The following is a 15,375-nucleotide window of genomic DNA, read 5'->3' as shown; positions in this document are numbered from 1 at the left end:
GCCGCGAGTCTCGCATGGGACAGCGCGAAACCACGCATCCTTATTCCACGGGGGCGGGTGTGCGGCGGTGGAGGACGAACCGGTCCGGGGCGCCGTCGAGCACGCCGCCCGCCGGGTCGTCCTCGCCGTACTGGCGGACCAGGTCGCGGGCCGGGTGGTAGATCTCGTAGATCACCAGGGCGCACAGGGCCAGGACGGCGACGTCGCGGGCGACGACAAACCCGAGGAACCAGTCCTCGGGCAGGCCCTTCTGGCCCTCGCCCAGGTAGTAGGCCATGCGCGGGGCCCAGACCAGGGCGTCGATCGTCATCCAGGCGAGCAGCGGTTTCCACCGCGGGACCGCCAGGACCGCGATGGGGACCAGCCACAGCGAGTACTGCGGACTCCAGACCTTGTTCGTCAGCAGGAACGCCGCCACCACCAGGAACGCCAACTGGGCCACGCGCGGCCGCATGGGGGCGTGCCAGGCGATGAACGCCACCCCCGCGCAGCACAGCAGGAACAGGGCGGCGGTCACCAGGTTGAGGATCATCGGCGACTCACCGAAGGCGAGCGGGCCGTCGAAGCCGGACCAGCCGGTGAAGTGCATGATCACGTTGTAGATCGAGTCGGGGTCGGCGCCCCGGTCGGAGTTGCGCCGGAAGAACTCCCCCCAGCCGCGTCTGGTCGCCTCGGGCAGGAAGATCGTCGCGTTGACCGCGGCCCACGTCGCCACCGCCGCGACCGCCGTCCGGAGCCACACCTTCGTGTGGCCGGACCGGATGCACAGCACGAGCAGCGGCCCGAGCAGGAACAGCGGGTAGAGCTTCGCCGCGCCGCCGAGCCCGAGCAGGATGCCCGCGAGGACCGGCTGCTTCCGTGCCCACGCCAGCAGGCCGACGGCGGCGAACGCGGTGGCGAGGGTGTCGAAGTTGGTGAACGCGTGCACGATGACCAGTGGCGACAAGGCGATGAACGCGGCGTCCCACGGTCTGCGGCGGGCTGTGCGCGCGACCGCCCAGATGGTCACCAGCCAGGCCAGGGCCAGCCAGAACGCGCTGATGTCGAAGTAGACGACCACCGGCAGCCCGCTCGGCAGCCACCCGGCGGCGGCCAACGACACCCAGCCCTGTGCGAGCTTCGCGTTGAACCACTGGAACATCCCGGTGATCACCGGGTACTCCATGAACCGCTCGTGCTGGGTCGGCTTGCCCTCGTCGTCGAACCAGCTGGTCGCGTACGGGAAGCCGCCTTGGTCGAGCCGCTCGGCGGAGTACAGCGGCACGATGTCGGAGTAGCACATGGCGACGAACTGCCTGCCCGAGCGCCAGTCGAGCTCAAGCTGGCCGTTGCCGGCGTCGTACTGCTGGATGCAGGGCGCCTTCGCGAACCACCCCAGGGTCAGCGCCACCACGCCGATGAGCAGCGCGGCCCGCAGCGGGGTCCAGAACCAGTGCCTTCCGACGGCCGCGTGCCTGCCCGTGATCCCGCCGAACGGCGCGCTCGCGTGCCTGGCGAGGGACTCCCCCCACGTCGGCCGCACCCGCTCCCGCGGCCCCAGCGACGCGGTGTCGTCCGTCCCCACCTGCCCTGACCCGGGCGACTCACCCTCTTCGACTGACACGCGCGCGATGCTACGGGCAAAGCCCGTCGGACGGATGTGGCAACGGCGATCTACTCATCAACAAACAACGGACGGGTGGGCGCCTGAGGCGCCCACCCGTCCGTCGCGCTGATCGGCTACCAGTTGCTCCCAGGCAGTGGCAGCCCGGGTTCCGACGTCGGCCGCGTGATCCGGGTGCGAGTCGTCGTAGTCGTCGGCTCGGTCGGCTCGGTCGGCTCCGTCGTCTTCGGCGGCTTGGTCTCGTCCGTCGGCTTGGACTCCGTCGTCGTCGGCGGGTTGCTGGTGCTCGGCGGCTCCTTGTACTCGGGCTTGCCGATCGGCACGAACTTGCCGAAGTTCTCCTTGGGCAGCTTCAACTGCTGGTGGTAGCTGTCCATGAACTTCTTCCAGATCTTGCCCGGCAGCCCGCTGCCGTAAATGATGTTGCCCTTCGCGTCCTTGAGTTTGAAGCCGTTGTCCTTGTCGCCGCTGAGCGACACCGCGGTCGAGAGCTGCGGGGTGTACCCGACCATCCAGGCCTTCGAGTTGTCCGGCGTGTCCTGGTACTGGTGGGTTCCGGTCTTGCCCGCGCACAGCCGGTCGCCCGCGCACGGGATGCCCGAGGACTTCGGGATCGGCAGCAACGCCTCAGTGACGTTGCGGGCGATCTTCTGGCTCTTCTCCGGGTCCTCGTCGAACGCGGGCTTCTCCAGGTACGGCTGCCAGTTCTTGTCCTCGAACACGAGCGTGCCGTCCGGCTTCTCGACCTTCGCGATCAGGTGCGGCGCCCGGTAGACGCCGCCCGCGGCGAACGTCGCGTAGGCCGAGGCCATATCTACCGTGGTCACCTGGGTGTCGCCACCGCCGATCGCGATGTTGATGTCGCCGAGCGCCTTGTCCAGCGGTGAGCGCACGCCTGCCTGAGCCGCCGCTTCGGCGACTCCCTTCGGCTTGACGTCGTTGTAGACCATGTCGCTGAACACGACGTTGAGTGATTCCTTCATCGCCTGCGCGACGGTGCACTCACCACAACCCGGCCTCGACGCGTTCTTGATGATCTTGCTTCCGCCGAATGCCTTGGGCGCGCTGTCGTAGGTCTCGTAGAGGCCCTTGTCCTTCTTGAGGAGCCCGACCAGGTCGAACGGCTTGAAGGCGGAGCCCGGCTCCTGGATCGCGGCCGCCCAGTCCGTGCCCGAGCCATCGGAGTTCGGGTAGTACGCCCTGATGTGCCCGGTTTTCGGGTCGACGGCGACCAAGCCGGGGTGCAGCGCGGGTGGCTGGCCCTGCATCACGTCGGCGACCGCCTGCTCGGCGAGCGACTGCGCGGTCTTGTCGAGCGTGAGCTGGATCTTGTAGCCGTGGCGGCGGACCGTGTCCTCGTCGATGCCGAGGTTCTTGAGTTCCGCGAACACCAACGCGGGCAGTCGCGCCTTGAGTGGCGCGGACAGGCCGTCGCCCTTGGTCTCCGCGAGCGGCACCGGAGGCTGGAACGGCAGCTCCTGGCGCTCCGCCTCGGTCATCCAGTTGTTGGCGATCATCCGGCCGGTCACGTATGTCCAGCGGTCGAGCTGGTACTGGGCGTCCTTGTGCCGCGACGGCGTCTGGATCATGCCCGCGAGCAAGGCGGCCTGTGACTTGTTGATCGTCATCAGGTCGTCGATGTTGTAGTACGCCTTCGCCGCCGCGGCCACGCCGTAGGCGCCACGCCCGAAGTAGATCGTGTTCAGGTACGCGGTGATGATGTCCGGCTTGGAGTACGTCTCGTTCATCTTGTAGGACTTGACGAGTTCGGTCCATTTACGGGTCAGCGTCTTGTCCTCGTCGCCGCTGGCCTTCTTGACGTACTGCTGCGAGATCGTCGAGCCACCGCCCTGGCCACCGCTGACCTGGTTCCAGACCGCGCGCAGGATGCCCGTCATGTCGAAGCCGGCGTTGGTCTCGAACGACGCGTCCTCGGCCGCATAGACGGCCTTGCGCATGATGTCCGGCATCTGGTCGTAGGTGAGCATCTGCCGGTTGGCGCCCGACTCGGCGAGCTTGGTGATCTCGGTGTTGTCGGCCCAGAGCAGCGTGACGGCCTGGTCCTGCTTGGCGGCCAGTTCCTGCGGGCTCTCCACCTCCACCATCTGGTAGGTGATGAAGAAGGCCAGGACCGGGATGATGATCCCGAGGGCCGTGCCGACGTAGGCCGTGCGCCGAACCCGTCGCCAGATCTTCTTGCGGCGCATGGCGCGAGCCTCCGCGTCGGTCAGCGGGTCCTCGTCGTCGGGACCGTAGTCGTCTACGTAGTCGTCCTCGTAGTCCGGCTCGCGGTGGGTGAGCAGTGCGGGCTCGCCGCGGGAGTGGCCGGGGTTCTGGTGCAGGTAGATGGTCGGGTCCTCGCCTGGATCATGTGGAGGAACCGGGCGGCTGCCGGGAGGCAGGCGGCGGTCGCCGGAGATGGGAACGGCCATCGTCGGCTGCTCACCTGGTGTGTTCAGGGCCCGGGTCGCGCCGGGGCCGCCGGAGAACCCGCCACCGGGACCGTCGGGACCGGGGAAGTTGCCGGGGCCGTTGGGTCCAACGGGCATGCCGGGACCATTAGGCACACCGGGCCCACCCGGGCCGCCGGGGACACGCTGACCGCCACGTCCCGCCGCGCCTGCGATACCACCGGCGCCGGGGCCTGCCGCGCCCGCCGCCAGACCACCCGCGGCGGCGGCGCCTGCCGCGCCGAACCCACCGGGCACGCCGGGGCCTTGACCGCCCGGCCACACCGGGCCTGCAGGCCTGCCCTGGCCGAATTCGTCGGGCCCGCCCGGCCCGCGGCCGCGCTCACCGGCGAACTCGTTCGGGCCGCCGGGGCCACGCCCGGGCGCGCCGAAGTCGTCGCGGGGACGTGCCGGCGCGTTGAAGTCGTCAGGTCCGCCCGGGTACGAGCCCGGACGGTCGGGAGCGCCACCCGGCGGGGCCGGTGGCCTGCCGGGGGCGTCGGGACCGCCACGGGGACGGCCCGCTTCGTCCTCTTCCTCCCACAGCGGGCTCCAGAAGCCCGTGCGCTCGACGGACTGCTCGGCGCCGGTGCCCCGGTCCGGTTCGTCCCCGGAGGGCCATTCGGGCTCGCGGCGGCGGTGGTCACTGTGGTCGTTCACTAAAAAGCCTCCCAAACCGGCGCCCCGATCTGGGGCGTCGTTCGGTGGTCATCCGCAGCGGGATTCCAGGGAAGCCTCGGTCGAGACTCACCGGTTCGCAACCCGTTCACTCCGCTGCCGTCCTCCTACGGGGTTTGGGCGCGCGCACGCCCCCCTTACCCAGGACGTATGACTGCACCAGGTGGTTCCAAGAACAGGTGCGGCAAACTTCGACCGTGTAGACGCTGAACTCCTCGAACATGGTCGACATCCTGACCAGTTCCTCCGGGGCCCGCGCCGAGCCGGACGCGTGTTTCAGTTCCTCGCCATAGACCCAGTTGACGTGGGTCAGCTGTTCTTTGCGGCAGACCGGGCAGGTCACCTCGGTCGGTACGCCGTGGAACTTGGCGGCACGCAGCAGGTACGGGTTCGCGTCGCACACCTCGAAGGTGCCGACCCGACCCGAGTGGACTCCCGCCAGCAGCGCGCGGCGCTGCAATGCGTAGTCGACTACCTGCCGTTGCGTTCGCACGGGGACAGCGTACGCGGGCCCGTTATCACGGGGATGCGCCGTTCAGCGCAGCGGACATGCGTCACGCGTCGGATTCGTGATCTCCGGGCCCGCTGACCACCTGATATCGACAGACCGCCCGCCACCTGCGGCGTTGACGTGTCGATAGACACAGGCCGCTGAGTTGTCCGGCGCCGGATGTATCGGCACGATATAGTCGTTCAGTAGGACACGCTCAGTTTCCGGAAGGGGGCTCCGCATGCTCGAGTTCGCGATTCTCGGGCTTCTCCATGAGGCCCCGATGCACGGATATGAGCTACGCAAGCGGCTGTACGACCTGCTCGGCACGTTGCGCACGTTCTCTTACGGCTCGCTCTACCCGACTCTGCGGCGGCTGCTGCGGGCCGGGCTGATCGCCGAGGAGACACCGGACGACGAAGCCGCGAGGACGTGGAACAGGCGCGCCAAGCGGGTCTACAAGCTGACCGCCGAAGGCAAGGAGCGGTTCGCCACGCTGCTCGCCGACGCGGGACCGCAGACCTGGGACGACGAGGGATTCGGCGTCCACATGGCGTTCTTCTCGCGGACTCCGGCCGAGGTCAGGATGCGAATCCTGGAGGGCAGGCGCCGCCGGGTCGAGGAGCGCAGGGAAGGTCTGCGCTCGTCGATGGCCCGCGCGGGCGAGCAGATCGACAGGTACACCAGGGAGCTGCACCGGCTCGGTCTGGAATCGAGCGAGCGCGAGGTGCGTTGGCTCAATGAGTTGATCGCGCACGAGCAGCAGGAACAGCGCGGCTCCGACTGAACTTCCAGACAGGCATCGGCCTGTCCCGAGATCCGCGCCGGACAGGGTGCGGCGTGAAACGAGAAGGAGAACCGGCATGGGCGAGAACCGCCAGAGCGTGCGGGTGGCCATCGTCGGCGTCGGCAACTGTGCGGCGTCGCTGGTCCAAGGCGTGCATTACTACCGTGACGCCGACCCTGCCGCCCGCGTACCAGGTCTTATGCACGTGCAGTTCGGGGACTACCACGTGCGCGACATCGAGTTCGTCGCCGCGTTCGACGTCGACGCCAAGAAGGTCGGACGCGACCTGTCCGAGGCCATCGTGGCCAGCGAGAACAACACGATCAAGATCTGTGATGTGCCGCCGACCGGGGTCACGGTCCAGCGCGGCCACACTCTCGACGGGCTGGGCGAGTTCTACCGCGAGATCATCACCGAGTCCGACGAGGACCCGGCCGACGTGGTCGCGACGCTGCGCGAGGCCAAGGTCGACGTGCTCGTGTCGTACCTGCCGGTGGGCTCCGAGGACGCCGACCGCTTCTACGCGCAGTGCGCGATCGACGCGGGTGTCGCGTTCGTCAACGCCCTGCCGGTGTTCATCGCGTCGGACCCGGAGTGGGCGGCGAAGTTCACCGAGGCGGGCGTCCCGATCGTCGGCGACGACATCAAGTCCCAGGTCGGCGCGACGATCACGCACCGGGTCATGGCGAAGCTGTTCGAGGACCGCGGCGTCGAGCTGCAGCGGACCTACCAGCTGAACTTCGGCGGCAACATGGACTTCATGAACATGCTGGAGCGCAAGCGCCTGCAGTCCAAGAAGATCTCCAAGACGCAGTCGGTCACCTCGCAGATCCCGCACGAGATGGCCAAGGCCGACGTGCACATCGGCCCGTCGGACCACGTGCCGTGGCTCGACGACCGCAAGTGGGCGTACGTGCGCCTCGAGGGCCGCTCCTTCGGTGACACCCCCCTGAACCTCGAGTACAAGCTCGAGGTGTGGGACTCGCCCAACTCCGCGGGCGTCATCATCGACGCGGTCCGCGCCGCGAAGATCGCGCTCGACCGCGGCATCGGCGGCCCGATCCTGTCGGCGTCCTCGTACTTCATGAAGTCGCCGCCGGAGCAGTACTCCGACGACGACGCGTTCGAGGCGGTCGAGGCCTTCATCAGGGGCGACGTCGAACGCTGAGGCAGTTATGGTGGAAGCCACCATCGGGTGAAGTGATCTCCCGGTGGTGGCTTTTCGCTCATGTGTTCGAGTTGATGGAGCGGTGGTAGCCGAGATGATCACACGCGACTTCGACCCGCTGTCCGAGCTGTATGGGCAGTGGACGACTGAGCTCGCCGAGGCATACCTGCCCATTCCTGGCATGGCCCCGGGAACGTCGTTCGAGTGCGTGGACGGTTACCTGATCATGAGTCCGTATGAGGGCGGCGCCAACGGATACGCGATGCTCGAGGTCGCGACGTTGATCAAGGAGTCAGCTCGTGCGGCCGGGCATCGTGTGTATCCCACGGTGAATGTCAGGTTTCCCTCCAGACGTGGATTCAGCCGGATCTCACCATCGTGCGCGAGCCGATCAAGGATCTTGTCTGGGTGCCGGTCGACAAGGTGCTGGTTGTCGGGGAGTTCGTGTCGCCGTCGAGCAAGCGGCGGGACCGGATCGACAAGCCGAAGATGTGCGCTGAGGCCGGAATCCCGTTCTACCTGCGGGTCGAGATCAACCAGTTCGACGCGCACGTCGAACTTCTCAAGCTCGACGGCGGCCGGTACGTGTCACACGCGAATGCACTGGGCGGAATGACTTTCGAGAGCGAGATCCCGTTCCCGATGAAGTTCGATCCCGCGACCTTGCTGGAGTCGTAGATCGCTGATCCATTCGGCGCGGCGGCCATCACCGGGCTTCCGGTGGTGGCCGTTGTCGTTGTCGGGCACGGTCCCAGCGAAACCGGCGCCAGGGTTTAGGGGTTGATCTGTTCGCTTCGCGTTCATTTGGATGACCTCTGTGGCTGGTTTCGAACTCTTACCGTCACGCCGTTCCCACCAACCGTTTTTGGCTGTCCACTTCGGGCAGACCGTAGGAGGCTCCCGTGCCTGACGGCCGGATCGATCTGCCGCTATTAACCCCGAACCACCCGCTCGGCCGACAGTCGGTGACCTGCGAGTACCGCTGCGGCAACGCCTGTTCGCACGACGCGCCCAACACCTCGGGCAACACCTACTTCGGTGACGTCGTCCGCTCGATCGTCAGCCGCCGCGGCATGCTCAAGGCGGGCGCGGTGCTCGCCGTCGCGGGCGCGGGTGCCGCGGTCGTGGGCGGCGCGGCCGCCGCGGACGACTCCAAGCATCAGTCCGAGAACAGCGACCGCCACCGCCGTCCCCGCGGCATGGACTTCAAGCCGGTCGCGCCGAACACCGCCGACCAGGTCACCGTGCCCGAGGGCTACGTGCAGTCGGTCGTCATCGGCTGGGGCGACGCGGTGCTGCCCGGTGCGCCAGCGTTCGACTTCGACAACCAGTCCGCCGCGGCGCAGGCCAAGCAGTTCGGGTTCAACAACGACTTCTGCGGGCTCGTCCCGCTGTGGCGCGACCAGTACCTGATGGTTTCGAACCACGAGTACAGCAGCGAGTCGTTCATGTTCAAGGGCTACTCGTCGGCCAACCCGACCGAGGAGCAGGTCAAGATCGGCTGGGCGGCGCACGGCATGTCCGTCGTCGTGGTCGAGCGCGACCGGCGCACCGGCAAGATCACACCGAAGGTGGACCGCCGCTACAACCGCCGGATCACCGCGACCTCCACGTTCGACGTCGACGGTCCCGCCGCGGGCAGCGCCTTCCTCAAGACCAAGGCCGACCCGACCGGCCGCAAGGTGCTCGGCACGCTGAACAACTGCGCGGGCGGCGTCACGCCGTGGGGCACGGTCCTGTCCGGCGAGGAGAACTTCAACCAGTACTTCGCCAACGGCAAGGAGATCACCGACCCGGTCACCAAGGCCCGGTTGGCTCGCTACGGCCTCGCGGGCGGCGCGAGCGGCCGCAAGTGGGAGCGCTTCGACGACCGGTTCGACATCGTCAAGGAGCCCAACGAGGTCAACCGGTTCGGCTGGGTCGTCGAGATCGACCCCCTGGAGCCCAACGAGAACCCCGTCAAGCACACCGCGCTCGGCCGGTTCAAGCACGAGGGCGCCAACGTCCACGTCGCGCGCGATGGCCGCGTGGTCGCGTACATGGGTGACGACGAGCGCTTCGACTACATCTACAAGTTCGTCTCCAAGGAGCGGATGCGCCCGGGCAACAGCCGGTACGCGCGCGCCCACAACAAGAAGCTCCTCAGCGAGGGCACGCTCTACGTCGCGCAGTTCACCGGCGACAGCCCCGACTTCACCCCGGGCGTCCTGCCCGCGGACGGCGAGTACGACGGCGTCGGCAAGTGGATCCCCTTGGCATCAGGCGATCAGTCCTTTGTGGATGGTTTCACGGCCGAGGAGGTTTACGTCTTCACCCGCCTCGCCGCCGACAAGGTGGGCCCGACGAAGATGGACCGCCCCGAGGACGTCGAGGCGAACCCGCGCACCGGCCTGGTCTACGCGGCACTGACCAACAACACCGACCGCGGCAAGCCCGGCAAGGAAGGCCCCACGGAGATCAACCCGCGCGGCCTCAACCGGCACGGCCACGTGCTGGAGTGGGAAGAGGCGGGCGGGGACAACACCGCGCTCACCTTCTCCTGGCGACTGCTGCTGGTCTGCGGCGACCCGAACTCGGCGGACACCTACTTCGGCGGGTACGACAAGACCCAGGTCAGCCCGATCTCCTGCCCGGACAACCTGGCGTTCGACCGGCACGGCAACCTGTGGGTCTCCACCGACGGCAACAACCTCGGTTCCAACGACGGCCTGTTCGCCACCGCGACCAGCGGCCCGGAGCGCGGTCACCTCAAGCAGTTCCTCACCGTCTCGACGGGCGCGGAGACCTGCGGCCCGGTGATCGAGGACAAGTTCGTCCTGGTGTCGGTGCAGCACCCGGGTGAACTCGACGACGCCAGCGCGGACAACCCGCTCGCGCACTGGCCCGACGGCGGCACCAGCCAGCCGCGGTCGGCTGTCGTGGCGGTCTGGAAGCCCGGCCACCGCATCGGTTCCTGACCCCGCACAACGCACCCGCCGCCCAGCTCGCGGCGGGTGCGTTGTCGTAGGTTTGCACCATGACCGAGCGACCTCTGGCACTGATCACCGGCGCGTCCCGCGGCATCGGCGCCACCATCGCCCTCGCCTTGGGCAACACGCATTCCCTGCTGCTGGGCGGCCGTGACACCGAGGCGCTGGACGCAGTGGCCGAGCACCTGCCCGACGCCCGCCCGTGGCCGGTCGAGCTGACCGACGACGCGGCGGTGGCGAAGGCCGCGGCGGACATCGACCGCCTCGACGTCCTGGTCCACTCCGCCGGAGTCGCCCGCGTCGCCCCGCTGACGGAATCCCCCGCGGACCTCTGGCGATCGATGTACGAGATCAACGTCGTCGCCGTCGCCGAACTCACCCGCCTCCTGCTCCCCGCCTTGCGCGCCGCCAAGGGCCACGTCGTCCTGATCAACTCCGGCGCGGGTCAGAACGCCAACCCGAACTGGGGCCCGTACGCCGCGAGCAAGTTCGCGCTGCGCGCCTACGCCGACGTGCTGCGCGCCGAGGAGGAATCGGCGGGCCTGCGGGTCACCTCGGTCTACCCGGGCCGCACCGCCACGGACATGCAACGGATAGTCCGCGCCGACGAGGGCGCCGACTTCGAACCGGAGCGCTACCTGACCCCGGAGTCGGTGGCCGAACTGGTCCGCACGGCCATCGCCGCGACCCCGGACGCCCATCCGACCGACTTGGTGATCCGCAGCCGCCCGGTTCGCTAGTGGCCCGTCCAGGAACGTTGACCGGGTCTCGACATGCCCACGACGCCGCTGCCCGCGTTGCGGGAACAGCCAAGTACAACCCGGTACGAGCGCTGTCCCCGCGCCTTGGCAGCGACGCCGTGACCACGCCGATACCCGGCCAACGTTCCTGGACGAGCCACTAGTAGCGTGTCGCTGCTTAGTTGTGGTGCATGTTGCTGGGAGGCTGTTGTCCGGCAGGTCCTTCTCCTGCCGGACGAGGATGGTTGTCGTGCGTTCGGAGATGAAGCGGCCGGTCACATTGACCGCGCGGGATCGTGAAGAGCTGCGTCGGCTGACCGTCACGGGTGTGCATCCGGCGTCGGCGATCAGGCGGGCTCGGGTGCTGCTCGCGTTGGACACCTCCGTGGGTGAGCCCGATCCGAAGGAAGTGATCGCGGCTCGGCTCGGGGTTTCCGGCGAGATGTTGCGGCTGGTCGCCAAGCGGTTCGCCGAGACCGGCGGGGACATTCACGCCACGATCTCGCGCAAGAAGCGTGACCTTCCGCCGGTGCCGTCCCCGGTGACCGGTGAGATCGAGGCCCGGCTGATCGCCCTGGCGTGTTCGCAGCCGCCGGCGGGGCACGCCCGGTGGTCGTTGCGGTTGCTGGAAAAGCACGTCGAACTCACCGAGGACATCCCGAATCTGGATCACTCGACCATCGGCCGGGTCTTAAAAAAACGGAACTGCGTCCTCATCTGAGGAAGTGCTGGAACATCCCGCCGCGGGCGAACGCGGAGTTCGCCGCCCGCATGGAAGACGTGCTGGCGGTCTACGCCCGGCCGCACGACCCCGCCCGCCCGGTCGTGTGCATGGACGAGAAACCCTTCCAACTGCTCGGCCACGTCCGCGACCCGCTGCCGGCCCGCCCGGGGCGAGACGCCTGCGAGGACAGCGAATACGTTCGGTGCGGCACCTGCTCGATCTTCGTGTGGACCGAGCCCCTACGCGGGTGGCGCCGTGTCCACGCCCTGACCCGGCGAACCAAGATCGACTGGGCCGGGCAGGTCAAACAACTGCTGACCGTGGACTATCCCGACGCCCAGACCGTGGTGCTGGTCATGGACAACCTCAACACCCACGGCATCTCCTCGCTCTACGAGGCCTTCGCACCCGACGAGGCCTTCTCCCTCGCCCAGCGCCTGGAGATCCACCACACCCCCAAACACGGATCCTGGCTCAACATCGCCGAGATCGAACTCTCCGCACTGTCACGACAATGCCTCGACCGCCGCATCAACGACCTCGACACCCTCAACACCGAACTCACCGCCTGGCAACACACCATCAACACCGAGCAACGCCAAGTCCGCTGGCAGTTCACCACCGACAACGCACGCGTCAAACTCCGCCACCTATACCCCAAGAGTTAGCCGCGACAATCTACTAGTGGCTCAGCCCAGTAGGCGTTTGGTGACCTTTCCGGCCGTCGCCTGGGCCTCGCGGCGGTCGACGCGGGTGGTTTCGCCGTCGGCGACCACCTGCTCGCCCGCCACCCACACCTCACGCACCGTCCGGGAGCCCGCGGCCCAGATGAGGTTGGCCAGCAGGTGGGTGTCCGGGACGTCCAGGCCCGCCGCGAAGGCCGGGTCGTCCAGGCCGACGTGCACCAGGTCCGCCCAGCGGCCCGGCTCCAGGGCGCCGATGTCGTCGCGGCGCAGGGCTTCCGCGCCGCAGCGGGTGGCCAGGAGCAGGGCGTCGGCGGCGCCCATGGCGGTGGAGTCCATTGTGGACACGCGGGACAGCATCGCGGCCAGGCGGACGTCTTCCCAGAGGTCCAGGTCGTCGTTGCTCGCGGGGCCGTCCGTGCCGACCCCCACCGGCACCTCGGCCGCGCGCAGGTCTCGCAGGCGGGCGATGCCCGAGGCCAGCTTCATGTTCGAGCCCGGGCAGTGGGCGACGCCCACGCGGTTCGCCGCGAACAGGGCGATGTCCTCGTCGGACAGGTGCACCGAGTGCGCCGCGAGCACCCGGCCGCCAAGGAGCCCGGACGAGGCGAGCAGCGCGGGGACCGACCCGTGGTTCGCCCGCTGGACCTCGTCCTCCTGCGTGGATTCCGCGACGTGGATCTGGATCAGGGCGTCGCGCTCGCGGGCGGCGGCGCCGACCTCGGTGAGCGCCGACGGGGGCAGCGTGTACGCCGAGTGCGGCCCATAGCCGAGTTCGACCCGCTCGCCCGGGCCGAAGCGGACACCGTCGGCGTCGATCCAGGCGGAGATGTCGGCGAGCATCTTGCGCCAGTCCATCCCCAGCCCGTCGAGGATCGCGGGCGCCAGGACGACCCGGGCGCCCGTGTCGAGCGCCGCCTGGGCGACCTCTTCGCCGTGGAAGTACATCTCGGCGCTGGTCGTCACGCCTGCGCGGAGCATCTCGACCGAGCCCAGGACCATGCCGTCGTGCACGTCCTGGCGGGTCATCTTGCCCTCGGCGGGCCAGATGGCCTCGGTGAGCCAGCGGATCAGCGGCAGGTTGTCGCCCATGCCGCGCAGGACGGTCATCGGGCTGTGCGCGTGGGTGTTGACCAACCCGGGCAGCAGGATGCCGGTCAGTTCCCGCACCAGGGCGTCGGTCGCGGGCGCGTCGGTGAAGGGTCCACAGTGGACAATCCGACCGCTGTCGTCGATGTCGACCACGGCATCGCGCAGCACCGAGCACGCGGCATCGCAGGGCAGGACGATCGGGGCGCGCAGACGCAGGCTCATAGCCGACAATCCTGCCATTAGACGCGCTCTCAGTGGCCGCGAAGGAACGCCGGGTGTCCGGGGTAGTCGGTGGCGGGCGTGTAGACGTCGGCCGAGTGCTCGATCGTCACCCCCGCCTGGTCGAACGAGTGCAGCACGGCCCGGTTGCACTCGACGGCGACCCGGTCGCGCCACAGCGTCCGCTCGCTCGACGTGTCGAGCCCGAGCCGGGCCGCGACGATCCGGGCCAGCCCGTACGCGGCCTCGTCGGCGATCACGTCCTCGCCGATGGCCCGGCAGATGTAGACGCCGTTGTAGGGCGCGGCCGGGTAGTCGATGCCGCCGATGTGCAGCCGCTGGTTGCTGATCACCGGCACCGCGTGCCAGCGCAGCCCGAGTTCGGCGAACCACGGCAGCGTCGGGTGGGTCAGCGGCACCTCGCGGATGACCTCGCGCGGGAGCATGTGCAGCCGGACGCCCTCGCCCTCGGTCTCGACCACCAGCGGCAGCCGGTCGAACGCGCCGCGCTGCAGCGGCGGGCGCCAGCCCAGCCTGCAGACGCCGGTGGTGAAGTCGACGTAGCGCCGGTCGCCCAGCACCCCGCCCGTCGGGTCGCCGCGGTATCCGGCGTAGCGGACGAGTTGGTCGTTGCGGATTCGCGGGCCGCGCCGCCACGGGGTGTCCGGGGCGAACACGCTCACCACCGGGCGGATCGCGCCGTCGCCCAGGGCCATCCGCAGGTGGTGACCGCACTCGGCGGCCACCTGGGCGGAGTCGCGGACGTCGCGCAGGTCGCGCACCAGCAGTCCCCGCCACGGCACGCCGTCGGGGCACCAGCCGCTTTCCTTGAGCGCGACCCGCGCGCCGAAGGCCAGCTCGGCGGGGGTGTGCCGGTAGGTTCCGGTGGCGGCGATCTCCGCTCGGACCTTCGCCAGCCTTGGCTCGACCGGCCCCGCCTTGGGCCGTGCGGCGTGGAACTGTCGGAGGAACGCTTCGGCGGCGTGGCGCAGTTCGGCACGGGCCGGCAGCGGGGTGATGTCGTCGCGCAGTGCGGTCACATCACTGATATCGGTACTTCAGCTCCCCGACTCGACTACTCGGACGTGTGGTTTCTGCCGCAACACTGTCACGTTCCGTCAGATGTTCACCCGTTCGAAGATCAGGTCGCGGCTGATTCGTTCCTCTTGCCGAGCCCGGGATTCGAACTTCGTCACCGGCCGCCACTCCGGTCGCGGCGCCCAGCCGCCCGGTTCATCCGGGTAGCGGTTGCGCAGGGCGGGCTCCGCGGAGAGGACCTCCATCATCTGCTCCGCGTAGTTCTCCCAGTCGGTCGCCAGGTGCACGGTGGCGCCCGGCGCGAGGCGGGAGGCGACCAGCGCGATGAAGTCCGGCTGCACCAGCCTGCGCTTGTGGTGCTTCTTCTTCGGCCACGGGTCCGGGAAGAAGATCCGCACGCCCGCCAGGGAGCCCGGCGGGACGTGGTCGGTCAGCAGCACGACGGCGTCGCCGCGCAGCAGCCGCAGGTTCGTCAGCTCCAGGGCCTCGGCGCGCAGCATGAGCTGGGCGAGCCCGGGCTGGTAGACCTCCACCGCCAGGTAGTTCAGCTCCGGGCTGGCCTTGGCCAGCTGGGAGGTGGTCTCACCCATCCCCGAGCCGATCTCCAGCAGCACGGGCGCGTGCCTGCCGAACCAGGAGTCGAGCTCGATCGGACCCGGTGGCAGCTCGGGGACCTGCTTGCCCAACTCGTCCCAGCGCCGCTCCCAGGCCTTAGCCTGACCGACCGTCATCCG

At 68.8% G+C, this 15,375-nt stretch carries 13 protein-coding genes; 7 read left to right on the top strand and 6 right to left on the bottom strand.

The genetic code is table 11. The annotated features are described in order from the left end of the window. Positions 1-40: 40 nt before the first annotated feature. The 3 genes from GPZ80_RS18485 to GPZ80_RS18475 all read right to left on the bottom strand — a co-directional run bounded on the left by GPZ80_RS18485 (position 41) and on the right by GPZ80_RS18475 (position 5,224). Positions 41-1,603 (bottom strand): glycosyltransferase family 87 protein, encoded by a 1,563-nt coding sequence (locus tag GPZ80_RS18485; protein ID WP_187221696.1) that lies wholly within the window; start codon positions 1,601-1,603, stop codon positions 41-43. 116 nt (positions 1,604-1,719) lie between these two features. Next, a complete protein-coding gene (locus tag GPZ80_RS32815; RefSeq protein WP_187221695.1) occupies positions 1,720-4,713 on the bottom strand; it encodes a transglycosylase domain-containing protein in 2,994 nt (997 codons plus the stop codon). Between the two features lie 106 nt (positions 4,714-4,819). Further along, positions 4,820-5,224 carry a DUF5318 domain-containing protein gene (locus GPZ80_RS18475; protein WP_187221693.1) on the bottom strand — a complete coding sequence of 135 codons (405 nt, stop codon included), beginning with the start codon at positions 5,222-5,224 and terminating at the stop codon, positions 4,820-4,822. Positions 5,225-5,462: 238 nt separating this feature from the next. On the opposite strand from GPZ80_RS18475, the gene GPZ80_RS18470 reads away from it, so the two are divergent. The 7 genes from GPZ80_RS18470 to GPZ80_RS18445 all read left to right on the top strand — a co-directional run bounded on the left by GPZ80_RS18470 (position 5,463) and on the right by GPZ80_RS18445 (position 12,277). Beyond that, complete coding sequence (locus tag GPZ80_RS18470) at positions 5,463-6,008, top strand: PadR family transcriptional regulator (RefSeq protein WP_187221691.1); 546 nt, start codon at positions 5,463-5,465, stop codon at positions 6,006-6,008. Positions 6,009-6,084: 76 nt separating this feature from the next. Then, positions 6,085-7,176 carry an inositol-3-phosphate synthase gene (locus tag GPZ80_RS18465; RefSeq protein WP_187221689.1) on the top strand — a complete coding sequence of 364 codons (1,092 nt, stop codon included), beginning with the start codon at positions 6,085-6,087 and terminating at the stop codon, positions 7,174-7,176. Between the two features lie 378 nt (positions 7,177-7,554). After that, the gene (locus tag GPZ80_RS32805) at positions 7,555-7,854 is read left to right on the top strand and encodes a Uma2 family endonuclease (RefSeq protein WP_312880421.1); all 300 of its coding nucleotides are present in this window, start codon (positions 7,555-7,557) and stop codon (positions 7,852-7,854) included. Between the two features lie 224 nt (positions 7,855-8,078). Next, entirely contained in the window at positions 8,079-10,133 is a 2,055-nt protein-coding gene (locus GPZ80_RS18455; protein ID WP_187221687.1) for a PhoX family protein, read from the top strand. Between the two features lie 59 nt (positions 10,134-10,192). Continuing rightward, complete coding sequence (locus tag GPZ80_RS18450; RefSeq protein WP_187221685.1) at positions 10,193-10,885, top strand: SDR family oxidoreductase; 693 nt, start codon at positions 10,193-10,195, stop codon at positions 10,883-10,885. A 250-nt stretch (positions 10,886-11,135) separates the two neighbouring features. Then, entirely contained in the window at positions 11,136-11,606 is a 471-nt protein-coding gene (locus GPZ80_RS32140; RefSeq protein ID WP_446678428.1) for a helix-turn-helix domain-containing protein, read from the top strand. Beyond that, positions 11,495-12,277, top strand: a complete 783-nt coding sequence (locus GPZ80_RS18445; RefSeq protein ID WP_222719497.1) for an IS630 family transposase — start codon at positions 11,495-11,497, stop codon at positions 12,275-12,277. Before GPZ80_RS32140 ends, GPZ80_RS18445 begins: the two co-directional genes overlap by 112 nt. Positions 12,278-12,298: 21 nt before the next feature. On the opposite strand, the gene GPZ80_RS18440 is transcribed toward GPZ80_RS18445, so the two are convergent. The 3 genes from GPZ80_RS18440 to trmB all read right to left on the bottom strand — a co-directional run bounded on the left by GPZ80_RS18440 (position 12,299) and on the right by trmB (position 15,372). Next, on the bottom strand, positions 12,299-13,606 hold the full coding sequence (locus GPZ80_RS18440; RefSeq protein WP_187221683.1) for an amidohydrolase family protein: 1,308 nt from the start codon (positions 13,604-13,606) through the stop codon (positions 12,299-12,301). Positions 13,607-13,635: 29 nt separating this feature from the next. Next, positions 13,636-14,643, bottom strand: coding sequence for a nitric oxide synthase oxygenase (locus tag GPZ80_RS18435; protein ID WP_312880419.1), 1,008 nt, complete (start codon positions 14,641-14,643; stop codon positions 13,636-13,638). A 78-nt stretch (positions 14,644-14,721) separates the two neighbouring features. Beyond that, positions 14,722-15,372 (bottom strand): tRNA (guanosine(46)-N7)-methyltransferase TrmB, encoded by a 651-nt coding sequence (trmB, locus tag GPZ80_RS18430; protein WP_222719516.1) that lies wholly within the window; start codon positions 15,370-15,372, stop codon positions 14,722-14,724. Positions 15,373-15,375: the final 3 nt, after the last annotated feature.

This window comes from Actinokineospora xionganensis (assembly GCF_014323725.1).
Classification (GTDB): domain Bacteria; phylum Actinomycetota; class Actinomycetes; order Mycobacteriales; family Pseudonocardiaceae; genus Actinokineospora; species Actinokineospora xionganensis.
The sequence above is the reverse complement of the archived record's forward strand: the minus strand, read 5'-3'. Positions and strand labels throughout refer to the sequence as shown.

Excerpts from the sequence above, each read along its gene's own strand:
- GPZ80_RS18470 (WP_187221691.1), top strand. The coding sequence starts at position 5,463 with ATGCTCGAGTTCGCGATTCTCGGGCTTCTCCATGAGGCCCCGATGCAC.
- GPZ80_RS18465 (WP_187221689.1), top strand. The coding sequence starts at position 6,085 with ATGGGCGAGAACCGCCAGAGCGTGCGGGTGGCCATCGTCGGCGTCGGC.
- GPZ80_RS18450 (WP_187221685.1), top strand. The coding sequence starts at position 10,193 with ATGACCGAGCGACCTCTGGCACTGATCACCGGCGCGTCCCGCGGCATC.
- GPZ80_RS18440 (WP_187221683.1), bottom strand. The coding sequence starts at position 13,606 with ATGAGCCTGCGTCTGCGCGCCCCGATCGTCCTGCCCTGCGATGCCGCG.
- trmB (WP_222719516.1), bottom strand. The coding sequence starts at position 15,372 with ATGACGGTCGGTCAGGCTAAGGCCTGGGAGCGGCGCTGGGACGAGTTG.